The following is a 15,317-nucleotide window of genomic DNA, read 5'->3' as shown; positions in this document are numbered from 1 at the left end:
AACTTGCGGTCTTTTCTTTATTTTATTAAAAGTTGGTACAAGAGCACATCTTGCCACTGATCAAATTTGTAGCCAACTTCCTTTAACTCTCCACATAGGAAGAAACCATATCTTTTGTGCATGCTAATGCTGTGCTCATTTCCTTTCGTAATGAGTGAAATCACAGCACGATGTTCATTCTCTTTAGCTAAGTGTAGTATTTCATCCATTAGGGCACGTCCAATTCCTTGGCCGCGTTCCTCTCTATCCACATAAACAGAGAGCTCTACCGTTTTGCTATACGCTTCTTTCTTGTTATAGGGAGAAAGTGTAGCATACCCTATAATTTTCTCCCCTTTTACTGCAACAATAAGTGGATAGCGGTGAACATGTTCATCAAACCATCCTTTTCTATCCTCTATACTTACTTTCTCTAGATCAAACGTTGCCGTTGTATGTTCAATTGCATCGTTATAAATGTCTACAATCCCTTGTAAATCTTTTTCTACTGCATATCTAATATTCATTCTCTCTCTCCCCTTTTATCCTTATCCTTTTATTTCAGCACATTTTATAAAAAAAGAAAAGAGAGAAAAATAGTTAATTAACGACCTTTTCTTGTGGACTGAAATTTTTCAGTTTTTGCCCGAAATGGACACTGTCCAACAGGTGTATCATTTGTATCACGTAAAAAGTATTTTCGCCATTCTTTTTGCTGCTGTGATGTGTTCCATCCAAGTGCTGGGTGTGGAGAAATTTGATCATACGCTACAACTTCTTTTTTCACTTCTGTTACAAAGTCCCTTAACTCTTCATTTTCTTCTTTTAGAATCTCTCTTGGTTGAAAAACAATTGTAAAATTAGGACTATACCTGCTTTTTCGTTTCTCATGCGCAGGAGTCTGACAGATAAGAGAAAATGGCTGTCCAGCGAAACAAAACTGCCAGTTTGGATGGTTAGGAGTTTTAGCGATATGCTGAGGCCATCCTCCTTCGTCAACAACGTGCAAATATTGAACAGTATCCCAAAACTGTCGCTCATATTCTTTTATAGCTTGAACAGGACCACGCTCTCTAAAAAGTGCAATGAGAGCCGTTTTTTTATTTTGTGGAGCTATTTTTTCAACATAATGTTTAATCCCTTCAGCAAACTGCTTAAGCGAATAATATTTATAAATAGAATCTACAAAAGTAAAATAAAGCATCTCATCTTTAAAAGCATCAACAGCAGCTTGACAAGGGTAGTTTTCAATAAGTACTTCTCGTTCAAATTTTGCAAAAGCTTTTTTTCCCCATTCAGGGATAACAACTGAGCCGTGGATTTGTTGTGGTGTATAAAGATATTGGATGTTCATGCTTCTCCTCCTCCAATGTACTCATATCAAAGCTTATTATTCTCCTAAAAAAATTATGATTAGTTTTTCACATCCTTCTTTTTTACTCAAAAACTTGAATCAGTAATTGTTATTTTTGTATAATAAAAATAAACATAAATTGGAAGGTGTCCTAATGAATATTCATACTTTACGTTCTTTCTTTTTGTTTAGTGTATGTAGTCTTCTTTTTTATACTTCTTGGCATTCTCTTGTGTTTTCTCCCCTTATTAGTGCTTTACGCTCCCCTTCTTTTCCTTTTTTTCAGATTGTCCTTTATCTTGCTTTTACATTAGGGCTTACAACCTCAATTGGACGAAAGCTTCATTCTTTCATTGCGCAAAACTGCTCAACAAAAAAAGAGCGGTATAAAATACTCGCTCTTTTTGGTATTATTCATATAACTGCGTTAACAGTATATATTTCAATGCTATTGTAAGGGAGAGTCGCGAAAACTCACGACTCTTTCTCTATCCACATTGAAATAATTTTTCCAACCTCAGCTTCATCCATTATAAATGAACCATTACTGTATAGCTCGCTAACACGAATATTAGCGGGAATTACTTTTTCAGTCATTCCTTTTGCTGATTCTATTCTAATAGCTCTGTTTTCCTTTACAATTGTAAAGCCAATCAGGTTATGAGGATTAGATTTAACCGTTCTAAGAATCATTGTTCCCCTTTTTGCTCTTGATGTTTGCTCCACTTCTTTTAAGTTCATTTTCTTAACGGCTCCTCTTTGGGTAACAAAGATGGCCTGTGTGTCCTCATGCTGTGTTATAAACGTTTCCGCCCCTATAACAACATCATCGTCTTTCAGATTGATTCCTTTTACTCCTGCTGCCCGTGGTCCTACAACATTGATTTCTTCCTCATTATAAAGTAAAACATAGCCTGCCTTTGTGCCAAGTAAAATGCGACTATTACCTGATGTACGCATTACAGAGACAACTTCGTCGTCTCCTTTAACATTTAAAGCCATTAGCGGTCTTGAATAGCGCTGGGCTTTAAAACTTTTCAACTCTGTTCTTTTCACCATACCGTTCTTTGTTGCAAAAAGAAGATAATCTTCTTTCTTAAAGTCCTCAATTGGCAATGCCTGAATAAGATGCTCTTCTTTATCAAGAGGAATAAGGCTTGACACATGCTGTCCAAGATCTTTCCAACGGATATCTGGAAGCTCATGAATTGGCATATATAAGTAGCTCCCCTTATTTGTAAATAATAGAAGAGTTTCAGTTGTATTCACCTCAAAACAGCCTAAAATATGATCTGTTTCTTTCATACCAAAATCTTGGCCATTTGAAGCATTGTAAGAGCGAAGGCTTGTTCTCTTCACATATCCGTCACTCGTTACCGTTACCATTACATCTTCTGACGGTACCATTACTTCTAAATTAATTTTTAGCTCTTCAATCTCTTCTTCAATTGCTGTAAAACGATCTGTTTTATATGTTTTTTTAACTTGGCGAAGTTCCTTTTTAATAAGGGAGAGAAGCTTTTGCTCACTATTCAAAATTTGCTCAAGCTCTTCAATTTTCTGTTGTAGCTCTTCACTTTCTTCTCTTAATGCCGTGATATCAGTGTTTGTTAAACGATAAAGCTGGAGAGATACAATAGCTTCAGCTTGAGCTTCTGTAAACTCATAGTTTTTAATTAAGTTATTTTTCGCATCTCTTTTATCTTTTGAAGCTCGAATTGTGGCAATCACTTCATCAAGTATAGAGAGAGCTTTAATAAGTCCTGCTACAATATGCTCGCGTTCTTTTGCTTTTTCCCACTCATATTTCGAACGATTAATCACAACCTCTTTTTGATGATCAATATATGCATCTAAAATGGTTGGTAACGTCATTAATTTTGGACGTCCTTTGTGGATAGCAACCATGTTGAAATTGTATGGAATTTGTAAATCCGTGTTTTTGTAAAGATAATGTAGAATTCCTTGAGCATTTCCGTCTTTTTTAAGCTCAATTACGATGCGAAGACCAGTGCGGTCCGTCTCATCTCGCACTTCCGCAATTCCTTCTACTTTGCGATCTAGACGAAGTTCATCCATTTTCTTCACAAGATTTGCTTTATTTACTTCATATGGAATTTCTGTAATGACAATCTGTTCTTTTCCGCCTTTAAGGCTTTCAACACTCGCTTTACCACGAACAATGATTTTGCCTTTTCCTGTTTCATATGCCTTTTTAATTCCTGCTACACCTTGTATAATACCGCCTGTTGGAAAATCCGGTCCTTTAATGACGCTCATAAGCTCTTCTACTGTAGCTTGTTTTTTGTCAATTCTCATGATCGCAGCATCGATAACTTCCACAAGATTGTGAGGAGGAATATCTGTAGCATAACCAGCTGAAATTCCTGTTGATCCATTTACAAGTAAGTTTGGAAAATGAGCTGGTAAAACGGTTGGCTCAGTGCTTGTATCATCAAAGTTTGGGACAAATTCTACTGTGTTTTTATCAATATCTCGTAAAAGCTCTTGTGAAATAGAAGATAGGCGAGCCTCTGTATAACGCATTGCAGCTGGAGGGTCTCCATCAATACTTCCGTTATTTCCGTGCATTTCAATTAAAACATTGCGTACTTTCCACTCTTGACTCATTCTGACCATTGCATCGTAAACAGATGAATCACCGTGCGGGTGATAGTTACCGATAACATTTCCAACTGTTTTAGCAGATTTACGAAACCCTTTTTCAGCCGTATTTCCATCTACGTGCATAGCATATAAAATACGACGCTGCACTGGTTTTAATCCGTCTCTCGCATCAGGCAGCGCACGTTCTTGAATAATGTATTTACTATAGCGACCAAATCTGTCACCTAAAACATCCTCTAATGGTAAATCTAAATAGCGTTCTGTTTGTTCCATTTTCATTCCTCCTCCGCGACCGTTACATGTTCGTTATCTAGAATGTTTGGATCCTCATCAAGCCCGAACTCTACGTGACTTTCAATCCATTTACGACGCGGTTCTACCTTGTCACCCATAAGTGTTGTCACACGACGCTCAGCCCGTGCTGCATCATCAATACGTACTCGAATAAGCGTTCTCGTGCCAGGGTTCATCGTTGTTTCCCAAAGCTGATCAGCGTTCATTTCCCCAAGACCTTTATAACGCTGAATCATATAGCCTCTTCCGACTTTTTTAATGGCTCCTTGAAGTTCATCATCACTCCATGCATATTCGATGACTTCTTTTTTACCGCTTCCTTTACTTACTTTATAAAGCGGTGGAAGAGCGATAAACACTTTGCCTGCTTCAATTAAATCTTTCATATAGCGATAGAAAAAAGTAAGTAAGAGAACTTGAATATGAGCTCCATCCGTATCTGCGTCTGTCATGATCACAACTTTATCGTAATTTGTATCTTCAACCGAAAATTCAGGCCCAACGCCAGCGCCAATTGCATGAATAATCGTGTTAATTTCTTCATTTTTAAATATATCCGCAAGCTTTGCTTTTTCGGTATTAATGACTTTCCCTCTTAACGGTAGAACAGCTTGAAAGCGACGATCACGACCTTGTTTAGCAGATCCTCCTGCTGAGTCTCCCTCAACAAGGTAAAGCTCATTTCGATTTGGGTTACGCGATTGAGCAGGCGTCAACTTTCCGCTTAATACAGCCTCTGATTTTTTTCGTTTCTTGCCTGTTCTCGCTTCTTCACGAGCTTTGCGAGCTGCTTCTCTTGCAAGACGTGCTTTAATTGCTTTTTTGACAAGCATAGAGCTTACATCTGCGTTTTCTTCTAAATAATAAGACAAATGCTCTGCAACGACAGCATCAACGGCAGAACGTGCTTCACTTGTACCAAGCTTTCCTTTTGTTTGCCCTTCAAACTGCAAAAGCTCCTCAGGCACGCGAACAGAAACAATCGCAGCAAGCCCTTCGCGTATGTCTGTCCCTTCAAGATTTTTATCACGTTCTTTCAACAAGTTTGTTCTGCGTGCATATTCATTAAACGCACGTGTCATTGCGCTTTTAGCACCTGCCTCATGCGTTCCTCCATCTTTTGTGCGAACATTGTTAACGAATGATAAAATATTCTCTGAATATCCATCATTAAACTGAAAGGCAAAATCAATTTCAATTCCATTTTGCTCTCCTTCGAAAGAGCACACTGAATGAAGGATATCTTTATCTTCATTTAAATATTGAACAAAAGCTTCAATTCCATTTTCATAATGATAGAGCGCTTTTTCATCATGTCGCTCATCAATGATTTCAATCTTCATGCCTTTTAATAAGAAAGCAGATTCTCGTAAGCGCTCACTTAGTGTTTCATAGTTATAAGTTGTTGTAGAAAAAATAGTTGGATCTGGTTTAAAGTGGATGGTTGTTCCCGTTTGATTCGTTTTTCCAACCTTTTCAAGCGTTGTGACGGGTTTTCCGCCATTTTCAAAACGTTGTTCGTATTTAATACCATCACGCTTAATTGTAACAACGAGCCACTCTGATAAGGCATTCACAACAGAGGCCCCAACACCGTGAAGACCTCCGCTCGTTTTATAGCCGCCTTGTCCAAATTTCCCACCTGCATGAAGCACAGTTAAAATAACTTCCGGCGTCGGTTTCCCTAATTTGTGCATTCCTGTTGGCATACCGCGCCCTTTATCAATTACAGAAATTGAATTATCCTTGTGGATCGTTACCTTTATATAATCTCCGAAACCAGCAAGTGCTTCGTCGACTGAGTTATCTACCACTTCATATACTAAATGATGAAGTCCGCGACTGTCTGTACTTCCAATGTACATTCCCGGACGTTTTCGTACTGCGTCAAGTCCCTCTAGCACTTGAATCGCATCTTCGTTGTAACTAAATGATTGTTTCGTAGTCAAGCAACATTCCCCTTTCAAACAACTTCTTTATGTATAGCAACACATTTTACCCTAATATCTCACAATTTATAAATGCTATGTGATGATGTCTTTTCTTATATTAAAACAAAAAGGGAACGTGTGTTTTGAATTTTACCATAACTTGCTTAAAATGAAAATGACGTTCTTCCTAAACAAGCTATAATAAGCCTTTTTCTCTATATTATTGTAGCATAACACTAACAGGTAACCCGATGTCATATGACATCGGGTTATGGTTTATTTTGTTAAAGCATGTTCAACTTTAATACAGCGGTCCATAACAGGCTTGTATCCTTTGGAAACAAGCAGATTATATGCTTCTTGATTTACAACTCCAAGCTGGGACCAAAACACATCTGCATCAATTTCTAAAAATTCTTTTGCAACGTCTACTAAATGTTCCGAGCGGCGAAACACATTTACAATATCAACATGTTCTTTAATATCAGTAAGAGAGGCAACAGCGGGAACACCGAGTACTTCCTTTACGTTCGGGTTTACCGGGATAATCTCATACCCTGCTTTTTGCATAGCCTCTGATACAAGATAAGATGTTCGATCTTTATTGTCTGAAAGACCGACAACCGCAATCTTTTTGCTATCTTTTAATATTTTTCCAAGCTCTTCTCGAGAAGGTATATTCATGTTCTTCACTCCTTAGCTATTCTTTAGATTAAACGAAAATCCTGTTAAATTCAAAAAAGTTGTCCAATTTGCCATAAGTTAATGTCCTTCATAAAACGTTTATTCTTAAGTTTTTGTTTCAAAGCTTATAAATTTATTATAGCTTTTACTATTTTGCCATACATTTATGAAATATTTCTATTAACAATATAATATTTCATGATAAAATGAGATGAACTTGTATGTGAACGAGTGTAAATTAGTGAACATATACATATAAAGGAGCTTAACACATGACCATTTTTCTTTTGGTACTTGCTTATCTTCTCGGCTCTATTCCATTTGGTTTAATTGTTGGGAAAGTAGGCTATGGCATTGATATTCGAGAACACGGAAGTGGAAACTTAGGAGCCACAAATACATTCCGTACATTAGGAAAAAAAGCCGGTATTATTGTAACAGTAGCTGATATTTTAAAAGGAACTGTCGCAACGGTCATTCCACTTCTTGTTGGTGCTGATATGAATGCATTATTCTTTGGTATTTTTGCAGTTGTAGGACATGTTTTCCCTCTTTTTGCAAAATTCCGGGGTGGAAAAGCGGTTGCAACGAGCGCAGGTATTCTTCTTGGATATACGCCGCTGCTGTTTGTCGGGATTCTTGTATGCTTCATCATCTGTCTTTATCTATCTAAATATGTATCCCTATCCTCCGTCATTACAGCTGTTCTTGCTTTCGCCTATACATTTTTTGTTGATGATATTCCACTTCGTATTATTATGGGTCTCATTGCTTTTATTGTAGTTTACCGCCATCTTGCCAATATGAAACGTATTTTAAACAAAACAGAACCAAAAATCACTTGGCTATAAGGTAAAAAAGGTGACAAGATTGTCACCTTTTTACATTCCATTTCTATCGCCCAATTAAAATAGCATTTAAAAAGATGGCTTCATCAACAGTCAATGTTTTATTTTGAGCTTTTTTTGTCCACTGATCGCTCTTTAAAACACCGCTTTGGTTTGCTTTAGCATATACTTCTGCAAGCTCTTTCCACTGCCACTCTTGTAAGTTCAACGTTCTTCCTCCTTCATTTTCCCCCGGCTGCTCCGGCGCTGGTGTCGGTTTTGGCTGAGAGATTGGTGCAACCCCTAGTGTTTTGGCGATTGCTCGTGCATGAGCTTCTCCTACCGCTTTTAAAAATGTTTCATTTTTCAAAAGGTTTGCATCTGCTGTTCGGTCAATAAATAAATTTTCCGTTAAATTAGCAGGCATTGTTGTTTGACGAAGAACTGCATAGTTTGCTTGTTTTTGACCTCTGTCTCCTACATTTCCAAACGACTTCATCGCTGTTAAAATTTCAGAATGAAGATTGCTTTGCAAGGCGAGGGTTGTTGAACTCGCTCTCCCTGTAAATCGGTACGTTTCAAAGCCTGTCCCTCCACCTGAATTAATGTGAATGGAAACAAAGAGATTCGCTTTAAAAGCATTAGCTTGTTGACTTCTGCTATTAAGAGATATAAACCGATCGTCAGAACGCGTCATTCGTACAACAATTCCACGGTAGTTAGCAAGCAAATAGTCTCTTGTATATATAGCGATTTTTAGTGTTAAATTCTTTTCTTGAAGTCCATTGGCTACCCCACCTGGATCTGTTCCGCCATGTCCTGGATCAAGCATCACTTTCACCATATTTTCATCATCCCATTCTTTTCTATTTCTATGAAATATGCTTATACTCTACTATATGAATTCTATTAAATATCGGTACAAAAATGTGCATTCCCCCCTTTCTCTTTCTTTTTACAAAAATCCAAGAAAAAAAGGGTAAACAAAAAGTCGCTTAAGTTTAAAAACTTAAGCGACTTTTTGTTTACTCTGCAGAAAATGTCCTAACCGTGCTTTCATCCAATTTCCGAACAACTTCAACGATGAGCTTTGTAGCATCTTCAAGATCTCGCTTACTTACCATTGAAACATGGCTATGTATATAGCGGGCTGCAACACTAATGACAATGGTCGGAACTCCCTGTTTATAAAGGTGGATTTTCCCGGCATCTGTTCCTCCTCCTGTCATAATTTCAGTTTGATAAGAAATATTTTGCTCTTCTGCTGTTTGAATGACAAGATTACGAAACGGGATGTTTGGAATCATTGAAGCGTCTAAAAAACTGATAAGGGGGCCTCCTCCAAGCTTCGGCTTGTCTTCTCCACCCATGCCTGGTCCATCTTCTGCAATCCCAACGTCTAACACAATAGCAACATCAGGGTCAATCATGTAAGGCGACGTTCCAGCTCCTCTTAAACCTACTTCTTCCTGAACAGTTGCTCCAGCAAACACCATATTAGGATGATCCTCTCCAAGCTCTTTTAAAGACTGAAGTGCAAGATAGCAACCAGCTCGATTATCAAGGGCTTTAGCTAAGATTGTATCTTCATCTGGGAGCATTTCAAAAGGACAAATAGGAATAATAGGATCTCCTTGATGAATGCCCCATTCTTTTACTTGTTCTTTGTTTTTGGCACCAATATCAATAAACATCTCGCGAATGGGGTATACTTTACTTCGTTCCTCAGGTTGTAAAATATGGGGTGGTTTAGAGCCAATAACTCCTGTGAATGTCCTTTTCTCTGTTACAATTTGAACACGCTGTGATAAGAGGACCTGATCCCACCATCCACCAAGCGGTGAAAAACGCAAATAACCGTCTTTTGTAATCTCAGAAACCATAAAGGCTACTTCATCCATGTGACCAGCGATCATTACTTTAACTTTATTTTCCTTTCCCTCTTTCCCACCAAAAATACTGCCAAGATCGTCATATACGAGCTCTGCCCCACAAGATGTCAGCTCTTCTTCCATAATATTTCGAACGTGCTTTTCAAATCCAGGAGCTCCTGGTGTTTCTGTTAGTTTCTTTAACAAATCCATCTATTACACCTTCTTTTTGGTTTCTCATTGTTTAGAATGATAGGAACTAGGGACTTTTATACAAAAAAAGTAGCTTATCCTAAAACTCATGTTATAAATCTAAAATGAAAGAGAAACAATATGGAAAAAGAGGTGAAAATATGCTTCATACAATCTGGAAAGGTCAGCTTCATTTTGGAACGATTGAAGTACCTATTAGACTTCATTCAGCTGTTGAAAATTCTGATGTTAAGCTTCGATTGCTTCATCGAGAATGCTCAACACCGATCAAACAGAAACGAATTTGTCCACACTGCAATGTAGAAGTTGACCACAATGATTTAGTTCGTGGGTATGAGCGTGAAGACGGAACTTTTATTCAGCTAGAAGAGGAAGAAATAAATATGGTAAAAGCTCCTTTCTTAGGAAAAGAACTTTCCATCTTTCATTTTCTAAAAAAAGCAGAGGTTGATCCTCTTTACTATAATAAAACTTTTTTTGTACTTCCTTTAAAAGAAAACATCAAAGCCTATGAAATTCTTCGAGCGGCATTACAAGCTACAAATACATTTGCTTTGACAAAGATATTTTTATATTCAAGCGATCAATATGCTGTTATTCGCGCCTATGAAAACATATTAGCTCTTCACACTCTTCATCCTTATGAAGATATACGTCATATAAGAGACGATAGGTTAGCAAATCAAGTTTCAAATCAAGATCAAAAGCTTGCTGTAGACCTTATTGAAAACTTAACAGAACCTTTTCAGCCAGAAGTATTTCATGATGACTATCAAGAAGCGCTTCTCAAATATATCGATGAAAAAGAAGCGAAGCCAAAACAAGAACGAACAATTGCTCATATGATGGAAGCGCTAAAAGCAAGTATTGATCAATCTACGATTGAAACAAAATCTCCTAAAAATATGAATAAGAAACCACGAGCTACAAGCTAATTATTTCCTTTCCCTTTGTTCACATTCTCATATCCAAATTTCAAAAAGTCGGTATATAATTATTTTAGGATGTGGATTAGTTAACCCTTATCGTACAATCGGGATGAAGAATGTAGCTTACATCAAGCCTGAACGTAAGTTTGAACATAAAGGCGAATTTCTTAACATACTGCTCAACAAGAGACGTTTTATATGTTCAAGAATATCTTCCAATTGACTGTGATCTACGTATCGTATGGGTTGGTGGGCGTATTATGGAAGCGTACTGGCGAATATGTAGAGAAATTTCATAAGAAGTCATTCTAATAGAAGCGCTTGATCTTGTTCAAAAAATGGCTTCTTCTTTGCATATTAACTATGCTGACTTTGATGTTGCCGTTTGTAATGATAAGATGTATCTTTTTGAATTTAATGTTATGTTTGGAAATCACGGGATTCAACATCCTCATTTTTACTAACTTTCACCCAAAATCAAGCTGGATAACTAAAAATCCCCCTTAAAGAAGGGGGATTTTATTAAGTGAATTTATATACATTTTCATCATCTGTTGGAGTAAGCGTTCCGTACTGAGACGGTACTTTAGCATATCGAGTTACTGTATTATCTTTAACGAACACGATAAGCTGATGGCTGTCGCTTTTTGAGATTCCTGTTGAACTAGCATTTGGCCAAGCAAAGCCTAATGTTTTATTAATTTCTTTCACAGACGTATTTCCTGGGAATACATATAGGTTGTCCCATTTAAAATCAAAAGCTTGATCAAAATCAATAATATGACTTTCTTGTGCTTCTGCGATGATTTGTTTTTCGAGAAATAATTTATTTTTTTCGCTTAAGCCTTGATCAATGGCAAAAATTGCGAGCAGAAGCAACATCGTGACGAATAATATTCTCCTCACCATAGGATCCTCCCTATTTTCATCTACTCTTTTATTTTACTCACTTGCTATATGACTTACAACCCCTTTTTCATTACGGAGACATTACGAACTTTTTGCATTTTTGCAATAAAAAAGCATCCCAAATGGATGCTTTTACATAACTAAAAGAGAAACAACCATTGTCACGGTCACAGCTAAAATAATGAGGGCAAGCAAGAAACGAAATAATCGCTTGGGCGTTAAATGAATCTCCTCATTTTTTCCATCATCTAATAAATGTACTATTAACCAAGCTGCTAAAATTAAAATAATAACAGAAGCAAACAACTGCATGACCATTCTTACCACCCTTTCGCCCTTTTTTATAATATATGCACAAAAAGGGCGGATGGTTTATATAAATGGTTAAAAAACCGTCACAAACAGTTTATATCTGTACACAATATATACAAAAGCAACAAGTGCTACAACAAGAAGTGCTCTTTCCTGAACCGTTCCTGTTTTGTATGTAAGTGGTGCACGAAACTTCTTTTTTGTAAACGGAAAGAAAAGCGGTACACCTTGCCTAGAGAAGAAATCCCCAATAATATGAAAAACATACCCTAAGCTCAATCCAAGGGTGAAATCATTCTGAAATTTGTAGTAAAGAAGCGAAAACAAAAGCCAAAATAAAAGTGAATGCGTTAGCCCTCTATGCCCAAACGTTTTTTTGATTAGTTTTGATAAACCAAACGTTCGGCGCCCTACAAAAGAATTTGGCTCATCAATGTCAGGAAGCAAACTTCCAATTACAATTCCTCCTAAGCAAGCAACAGAAAAAGGCACGTTCGTAACCGTTGTAAGATATGTACCGGCAGCAAGTGATGTTGCCACATGTGTAGAATAGTTCAAATTTGCCACCTTCTCTAAATTAATGCAATAAAAGATAATTATAAGAAAGATTTTCCTTTCTGTCAAAAAACATAAAAAAAGACCTTTCTGAAAAAGGTCTTTTTACTCTTCTAGAGCTGACTGCGCTAAATTCATAATTGTCATGTCATCCATAGGTGGATTGTGTAATCCTGCACGCACGTCTCGATAGTACCGTTGAAGTGGATTTGTACGCTGTAAACTTTTTGCTCCAACAATACGCATGGCTTTATCTACGACATTAATAGCACAATTTGTCGCGATAAGCTTTGCTGCTGAAAGCTCTTCAAGCAAGCTGTCTTTTTCATCTTTTGTTTCACATTCATCCCATTTTGTTGCGACAGCATATAAAAATTGACGTCCTTTTAGAAGCTCTAATTCCATTTCTCCAAGTCCCATTTTGACGTTTGGTAATGTGCTAATCGTGCCTTCTATGCTGTTAGGAGAGTAAGTTTTAGCAAATTCTATAGCATAGTTTCGAGCAGCGAGTGCAACGCCTAAATAACACGCTGGAATATGCAAAAGCCAGCCGCTTGCTTCACGCTTATTTCCTCCTTTTAATAATCGAACAAGCTTATCCTTCTCAAGGAAAACATTCTCTAAAAGTAAATCATGACTACCTGTACCTCGCATAGCAATCATGTCCCACGTTTCTTCAATTGAAACCCCTTTTGCCGTTTTAGGCACGATAAACTCTCCGACTGTTCCTTCTTCTTCTATCCATGCCTTCACAAGAAAATAATCTAGGGCAGGAGCCATTGTTGTAAATGTCTTATGACCATTCATAAGAAAACCGTCTTGTTGACTTATAGCTGTTGTTTCAGGGCGTCCTCCTCGCGTTGGACTTCCTGTTTTGGGCTCTGTTGCTGCTCCATTTAAAAGTTTTTTATTTTTAATCTCTTGAAACATAGTATGAAGAGTATATTCAGGCCAATTCCTTTTATCATTTAAATCCATTGTAATCCCCATATGCCAGCCGATAGCAAGAGCTGTTGAAGCATCTCCACTTGCAATTTTTTCTTGAAAAAGAAGAAGATCATAAAGCGCTAATCCTTCCCCACCGGCCTCTTTAGGCAGGGATAAAGACGTATAGCCAATCTTCTTTAATTTCTCAATATGTTCAGTTGGAAAAAGAGACTTTTCATCAATTTCGGCTCCATTGTTTGCAAACTCTTCTACAAGGGGAGTAAGTCGTTGTAGCCATTCCTTTTGAAAGTCTGTTTTGATAAATGTTGCTGTCACAAAATCACGCTCCGTTCAAATCATTGTAAACTTATCGGGTTTTATAACTATCATATCAATGAAAAAGGACCAAGTACAGAAATAACCTTTAGGGGTACGTTGCCATATAGTAAAGGAGAATAAGATACTAAGGAGGAAAAAGCGTGTTTCCATGGAAATCTAACTCTTGGCCTTTTGAACAAGGAAAAGAGCAAAACAATAAAGAGACGGATCAATATTTAAAAAGCGTGCTATCCTCTGCAATGTCACAGCCTTTACCAGACTTCATTAAAAATAATGATTTTTTTAAACAAGCGTTGCAAATGTCCCATACTAAAACTTCAGAAGGTGAAACAGCGCTTATGTATGATATATTTCAAACGCATGATAGCTGTATCATCCAAGTAAAAATTCCAGACCGCGCTACATTAGCTTATCTAAAGGTTTCTCATAGTCCATTCTCCTGTTTTATTGAAAGTAATGGAGAGAAAAAATTTCAGCAAGAAATATCTCTTCCTTCGAGCGTGCGAAAAAAAGGCGCAAAAGCAACTTATCAAAAAGGACTGCTCGAGATCTCGTTACCAAAATCCTCTCAGCATTCCCTCTCTGAAATTCCCATTCACGACTTAGAAGCCTAAGATAAACTCTTAGGCTTCTGTTTCTGAAAACATCGTATGAAGAACAAAAAGATCAAACGTTTCTTTTCCTAAGGAGCATCCTGCTGCTTTTGGATGTCCTCCTCCATCAAAACGAGCGGCAATTTCACTTAAATTCACGTTATCTCTTGCTGTTCTAAAACCAATACGGCGTTTCCCCATATCGATTAGAGCTACAAAATCGAGCTCTTCGTCGTCTACACAAAGGGCATTTCCAAGCTCTGATTGGTAGTTCTCTGCAAATACAATTCCAGCAGTATATTGCGTCTCCCCAATTTCTAGCTGTTCCTTGATCATTTGATGACTTTTATTATGGATATAGCGATCAATTTTTTCTTGTTCAAGAGCTAAAATGGTTTCATGGACTTCTGTAAACGCAAACTCTTCTTCTTTATCTAATGCGGTTAATACGGTTTCAATAAAATCTTCTCGTTTAATTAAATAAAACAAATGATTTAGTTTCTTCGCTTTTTCATTATTATTTTCATACCAGTCCCATGTATCAAATTGACGAACAAGTTCAACATACTCAGACATCACCGAAGTTTGTTGTAATTTCCCTTCTTTAAGAAGGTGGTGATAAAAAAGCTCTGTCCCACACGTTTTTTGTCCCTTTTCATCCACTGCTTTTACTGTAGCCCATTCATAGGTTTCATCAAGCCATTTTGCTGATGAATGATGATCAAATAGAAGAATCTTTTGTCCGCGTTGTACGCGTTCATTTAATTTTGCAGCCACTTCTTCATTGACCGAAATATCTGTAATATAAATTTCTTCTTCTATATCTTCATTTTCTTCTAAATACTCTTCAATTACTTCATCAATTTTATAAATGCCAACGCATGAATAATGAACATTTTCCTTTGAAAACGCACGAAGAGCTAAAATAGCTGGACTTACTCCATCCAGGTCATTATGTGAAAATAATCTCAT

The 15,317-nt window shown here is 37.2% G+C and carries 16 protein-coding genes; 4 read left to right on the top strand and 12 right to left on the bottom strand.

Features of this window, described 5'->3' with window-relative positions; genetic code table 11:
- Nucleotides 1–17: 17 nt before the first annotated feature.
- Nucleotides 18–506, bottom strand: coding sequence for a GNAT family N-acetyltransferase (locus B9N79_RS06105; RefSeq protein ID WP_019392296.1), 489 nt, complete (start codon nt 504–506; stop codon nt 18–20).
- 77 nt (nt 507–583) lie between these two features.
- Nucleotides 584–1,333, bottom strand: coding sequence for a YqcI/YcgG family protein (locus B9N79_RS06100; protein ID WP_052264198.1), 750 nt, complete (start codon nt 1,331–1,333; stop codon nt 584–586).
- A gap of 154 nt (nt 1,334–1,487) precedes the next feature.
- Here B9N79_RS06100 and B9N79_RS06095 point away from each other — a divergent pair, with 154 nt between their 5' ends.
- The gene (locus tag B9N79_RS06095) at nt 1,488–1,790 is read left to right on the top strand and encodes a hypothetical protein (RefSeq protein ID WP_040056407.1); all 303 of its coding nucleotides are present in this window, start codon (nt 1,488–1,490) and stop codon (nt 1,788–1,790) included.
- A 17-nt stretch (nt 1,791–1,807) separates the two neighbouring features.
- Here B9N79_RS06095 and parC read toward each other — a convergent pair whose 3' ends face one another.
- From parC to B9N79_RS06080, 3 genes are all read right to left on the bottom strand, one after another.
- The gene (gene parC, locus B9N79_RS06090) at nt 1,808–4,234 is read right to left on the bottom strand and encodes a DNA topoisomerase IV subunit A (protein WP_085117968.1); all 2,427 of its coding nucleotides are present in this window, start codon (nt 4,232–4,234) and stop codon (nt 1,808–1,810) included.
- Nucleotides 4,235–4,236: 2 nt separating this feature from the next.
- Nucleotides 4,237–6,204 carry a DNA topoisomerase IV subunit B gene (gene parE, locus B9N79_RS06085; RefSeq protein WP_019392292.1) on the bottom strand — a complete coding sequence of 656 codons (1,968 nt, stop codon included), beginning with the start codon at nt 6,202–6,204 and terminating at the stop codon, nt 4,237–4,239.
- 258 nt (nt 6,205–6,462) lie between these two features.
- Nucleotides 6,463–6,870: a CoA-binding protein gene (locus B9N79_RS06080; protein ID WP_019392291.1), complete on the bottom strand. Its 408-nt coding sequence runs from the start codon at nt 6,868–6,870 to the stop codon at nt 6,463–6,465.
- Between the two features lie 272 nt (nt 6,871–7,142).
- On the opposite strand from B9N79_RS06080, the gene plsY reads away from it, so the two are divergent.
- Nucleotides 7,143–7,721, top strand: coding sequence for a glycerol-3-phosphate 1-O-acyltransferase PlsY (gene plsY, locus B9N79_RS06075; RefSeq protein ID WP_019392290.1), 579 nt, complete (start codon nt 7,143–7,145; stop codon nt 7,719–7,721).
- A 43-nt stretch (nt 7,722–7,764) separates the two neighbouring features.
- Here plsY and B9N79_RS06070 read toward each other — a convergent pair whose 3' ends face one another.
- Both B9N79_RS06070 and B9N79_RS06065 read right to left on the bottom strand, forming a co-directional pair.
- A complete protein-coding gene (locus B9N79_RS06070; protein WP_040056409.1) occupies nt 7,765–8,541 on the bottom strand; it encodes an N-acetylmuramoyl-L-alanine amidase in 777 nt (258 codons plus the stop codon).
- Between the two features lie 181 nt (nt 8,542–8,722).
- Complete coding sequence (locus B9N79_RS06065) at nt 8,723–9,781, bottom strand: M42 family metallopeptidase (protein ID WP_019392288.1); 1,059 nt, start codon at nt 9,779–9,781, stop codon at nt 8,723–8,725.
- 140 nt (nt 9,782–9,921) lie between these two features.
- Here B9N79_RS06065 and ku point away from each other — a divergent pair, with 140 nt between their 5' ends.
- Nucleotides 9,922–10,716 (top strand): non-homologous end joining protein Ku, encoded by a 795-nt coding sequence (ku, locus tag B9N79_RS06060; RefSeq protein ID WP_046217666.1) that lies wholly within the window; start codon nt 9,922–9,924, stop codon nt 10,714–10,716.
- 516 nt (nt 10,717–11,232) lie between these two features.
- Here ku and B9N79_RS06055 read toward each other — a convergent pair.
- The 4 genes from B9N79_RS06055 to B9N79_RS06040 all read right to left on the bottom strand — a co-directional run bounded on the left by B9N79_RS06055 (nt 11,233) and on the right by B9N79_RS06040 (nt 13,749).
- Nucleotides 11,233–11,616, bottom strand: a complete 384-nt coding sequence (locus B9N79_RS06055) for a hypothetical protein (protein ID WP_063592712.1) — start codon at nt 11,614–11,616, stop codon at nt 11,233–11,235.
- Nucleotides 11,617–11,751: 135 nt separating this feature from the next.
- Nucleotides 11,752–11,937: a hypothetical protein gene (locus tag B9N79_RS06050; protein ID WP_019392285.1), complete on the bottom strand. Its 186-nt coding sequence runs from the start codon at nt 11,935–11,937 to the stop codon at nt 11,752–11,754.
- 66 nt (nt 11,938–12,003) lie between these two features.
- Entirely contained in the window at nt 12,004–12,489 is a 486-nt protein-coding gene (locus tag B9N79_RS06045; protein ID WP_019392284.1) for a metal-dependent hydrolase, read from the bottom strand.
- A 102-nt stretch (nt 12,490–12,591) separates the two neighbouring features.
- Nucleotides 12,592–13,749 (bottom strand): acyl-CoA dehydrogenase family protein, encoded by a 1,158-nt coding sequence (locus tag B9N79_RS06040; RefSeq protein ID WP_040056410.1) that lies wholly within the window; start codon nt 13,747–13,749, stop codon nt 12,592–12,594.
- A gap of 143 nt (nt 13,750–13,892) precedes the next feature.
- On the opposite strand from B9N79_RS06040, the gene B9N79_RS06035 reads away from it, so the two are divergent.
- Nucleotides 13,893–14,366 (top strand): Hsp20 family protein, encoded by a 474-nt coding sequence (locus tag B9N79_RS06035; RefSeq protein ID WP_019392282.1) that lies wholly within the window; start codon nt 13,893–13,895, stop codon nt 14,364–14,366.
- A 9-nt stretch (nt 14,367–14,375) separates the two neighbouring features.
- Here B9N79_RS06035 and B9N79_RS06030 read toward each other — a convergent pair whose 3' ends face one another.
- The gene (locus tag B9N79_RS06030; RefSeq protein WP_040056411.1) at nt 14,376–15,317 is read right to left on the bottom strand and encodes a DHH family phosphoesterase; all 942 of its coding nucleotides are present in this window, start codon (nt 15,315–15,317) and stop codon (nt 14,376–14,378) included.

The organism is Priestia filamentosa (genome assembly GCF_900177535.1).
Taxonomy (GTDB): domain Bacteria; phylum Bacillota; class Bacilli; order Bacillales; family Bacillaceae_H; genus Bacillus_I; species Bacillus_I filamentosa.
This window is presented reverse-complemented; position numbering and strand designations above follow the sequence as displayed.